This is a genomic window from Wolbachia endosymbiont of Drosophila incompta, from assembly GCF_001758565.1.
GTDB classification, from domain to species: Bacteria; Pseudomonadota; Alphaproteobacteria; order Rickettsiales; family Anaplasmataceae; genus Wolbachia; species Wolbachia pipientis.
Genome location: NZ_CP011148.1, coordinates 52,643 through 55,237, shown reverse-complemented (window position 1 = coordinate 55,237; position 2,595 = coordinate 52,643). Strand labels below are relative to the sequence as shown.

Annotated in this window: 1 protein-coding gene and 2 pseudogenes; all 3 read right to left on the bottom strand. The window is 39.1% G+C overall.

Annotation, left to right across the window (positions count from 1 at the left end):
- Positions 1–174, bottom strand: a pseudogene (locus tag WG67_RS07925) (MFS transporter); the annotation flags it as partial.
- Positions 175–864: 690 nt separating this feature from the next.
- The gene (locus WG67_RS00245) at positions 865–2,367 is read right to left on the bottom strand and encodes a leucyl aminopeptidase (RefSeq protein ID WP_179945733.1); all 1,503 of its coding nucleotides are present in this window, start codon (positions 2,365–2,367) and stop codon (positions 865–867) included.
- Positions 2,368–2,463: 96 nt separating this feature from the next.
- Positions 2,464–2,595, bottom strand: a pseudogene (locus WG67_RS07920) (protocatechuate 3,4-dioxygenase); the annotation flags it as partial.

The following is a 2,595-nucleotide window of genomic DNA, read 5'->3' as shown; positions in this document are numbered from 1 at the left end:
GATGGCGAAAGTCCAAGTATATGCTGAATTAGCCAGTGCAACTTGCGCGATTGTAAGTCCAAGTTCCTTTTCGAGATTTACACTTATAAAGGTATAAATTATCTGCATGTTGCTGAATATAACAACCAAGTTACTAATCAGCCAAATGAACCAAGCCTTAGCTCTGCTTTCCATAAGATTTATTTTTATAAGTAATCTATTAGAAATTTAACACTAAGTCTCTTTTTAAGCTATTGTTTCCTGACTACTGTTATAGCTAACCCAAAAAACGGTTTCCCTACGTCATGCCGCCGCGGTATCTCTTAGCCGCTAACAAGCAGCGGGATGACGATTGTCAGGGTGTCATCCCAGCGCCCCTATGATGTCATCCGAGTAGCCAACACTGGTTTCCATCCAAGACGGTGTCATTCCAGTGCTTGACACTGGAATGGCTTTGTTGCATCGCTACTTATGAAAGGCTAACTATAGTAACGATCATAAGCAACATGCAGTATTTTTGTTGAAATAGCTCAACTGGATCCCAGTGTCTGGGCACTGGGATGACACCATAGGAGGCTACTTGGATGACACCATAGGAGACTTGGATGACAGCAGTCCCACGTCATACCGCCGCGGTATCTCTAGATCCCGCTAACAAGCAGCGGGATGACGAGCTTATCGTCACGCCGCCACGAACCGTCATACCGCGATTCATTCGCGGTATCTCAGCCGCAAACAAGTAGCGGGATGACGGTTGTCAGGGTGTCATGAAAGTAGCTGACACTGGAATCCAGAAAAAAAGAAATATGTATCAGCTACTTTCATTTGCTGCGCCTCGAAAATAAACGTTCATGTAGCTAAGCCATAAATCCAGTATAAAGACCTTTAATCATTGGCTTCGTAGTACTTCTCAACCAACTTATTAAGTAACCTTACACCAAAACCTACTGCTCCTCTTGGACAAATGTCAGTACCTTTCTCGTGCCAAGCAGTGCCTGCGATATCTAAATGTGCCCAGCAAGTTTCATTCACAAAACGCTGTAAAAACTGTGCAGCCATTATGCTATCTCCACCAGAGCCTGCAGGAGCGATGTTTTGAACATCAGCAATCGGTGAATCAATAATTTTGTCATAAGTTTCATTCATAGGAAAACGCCATAACTTCTCATTTACTTCATTTCCTGCATCAATCAGACGGTTTGCTAATTCATCATTATTTGAAAAAAGACCAGCATATTCGTTATTTCCAAGTGCAACCACTATAGCACCAGTTAAAGTTGCAAGATCAATCATAAATTTTGGTGAGAATCTATCTTGCGTATACCATAAAGCATCTGCAAGTATGAGCCTTCCTTCTGCATCGGTGTTCAACACTTCTATTGTTTGTCCAGACATTGAAGTTACTACATCACTTGGTCTTTGAGCATTACCACCCACTGCATTTTCTGCAAGTGCGACCACACCGATCGCATTTACTTTTGCTTTTCGTCCTGCTAAAGCATGCATCACCCCAACCACAGTAGCAGAGCCTGCCATGTCATATTTCATTGACTCCATACCACGTGAAGGTTTGAGTGATACTCCACCAGTGTCAAACGTTATACCTTTACCAACAAAAGCTATAGGCTTTTGTTCTTTAGAAGCTCCATTCCATTTTATCACTACTAATTTTGGTTCTTTACTACTTCCTTGTGCAACTCCAAGCAAGGCTCCCATTTTTTTCTCTTCCATCTGCTTTTTATCAAGCACCTCGATTTCAAGGCCAAGCTTAGTAAGTTCTTTTTTTATATGATCAGCATAGGATTCTGGATATAGAATGTTAGAAGGCTCTGTTATAAAAGAGCGCGCAAGGAATATACTCTCACCTTCTTGCCTTAAGTGCTCAAATGATCTTTCAGCATTACTTAATTGTTCATCTTTTACTAATACGGTAATCTCCTCTACCTCTGTAATTTTCTCATCCTTTTTAGTTTTATACTTATCAAACTTAAAACTACGCAGAAACGCACCATATGCAACATTTGCTGCACTACCTTCGATTAAAACCGCTGCTTTTTTAATTTTTAATCTGCTTAGCTCACAATATATTTTACCACCAACATTTAATTCTTTATTTTCATTCCATTCATCCTTCTTACCCAGTCCAACAACTATAACATTTTTTTCTTCTGGCAAAGCAGTAGAGAAAAATTCACCAAAACTTCCATTGAAATCGCTAAATTGCTTTATATTATCTATGACCTGTTTTCCTTGCAAAACTCCGCCATCATTTACGGTTTCGTTGTCTTCAAATAAACCCATTACTATTGTTTTAAAATCGGGCGAAATTTTAGAAATTGTTATTTTCATTGCTGGTATCTCCGTTGCAAATAATTGTAAACTGTACATAAAACATAGCAAAAACATCAGTAAGATATTTTTCATATACATCCTAAGTACAATAACACTTAAGTTTACTATGGACTCCCTTACATGCAAGGTTTTTTATCTTTTATTAGAGAACTTATTATATCCGCCCAAGGTAATGTTAAACGTATAGGTTTTTATGACCTGATCACTGTAAGTAAATGGTGTTATGAGAAGGCTTGCAAGCCCATTACTAACAAAATCTTCAAG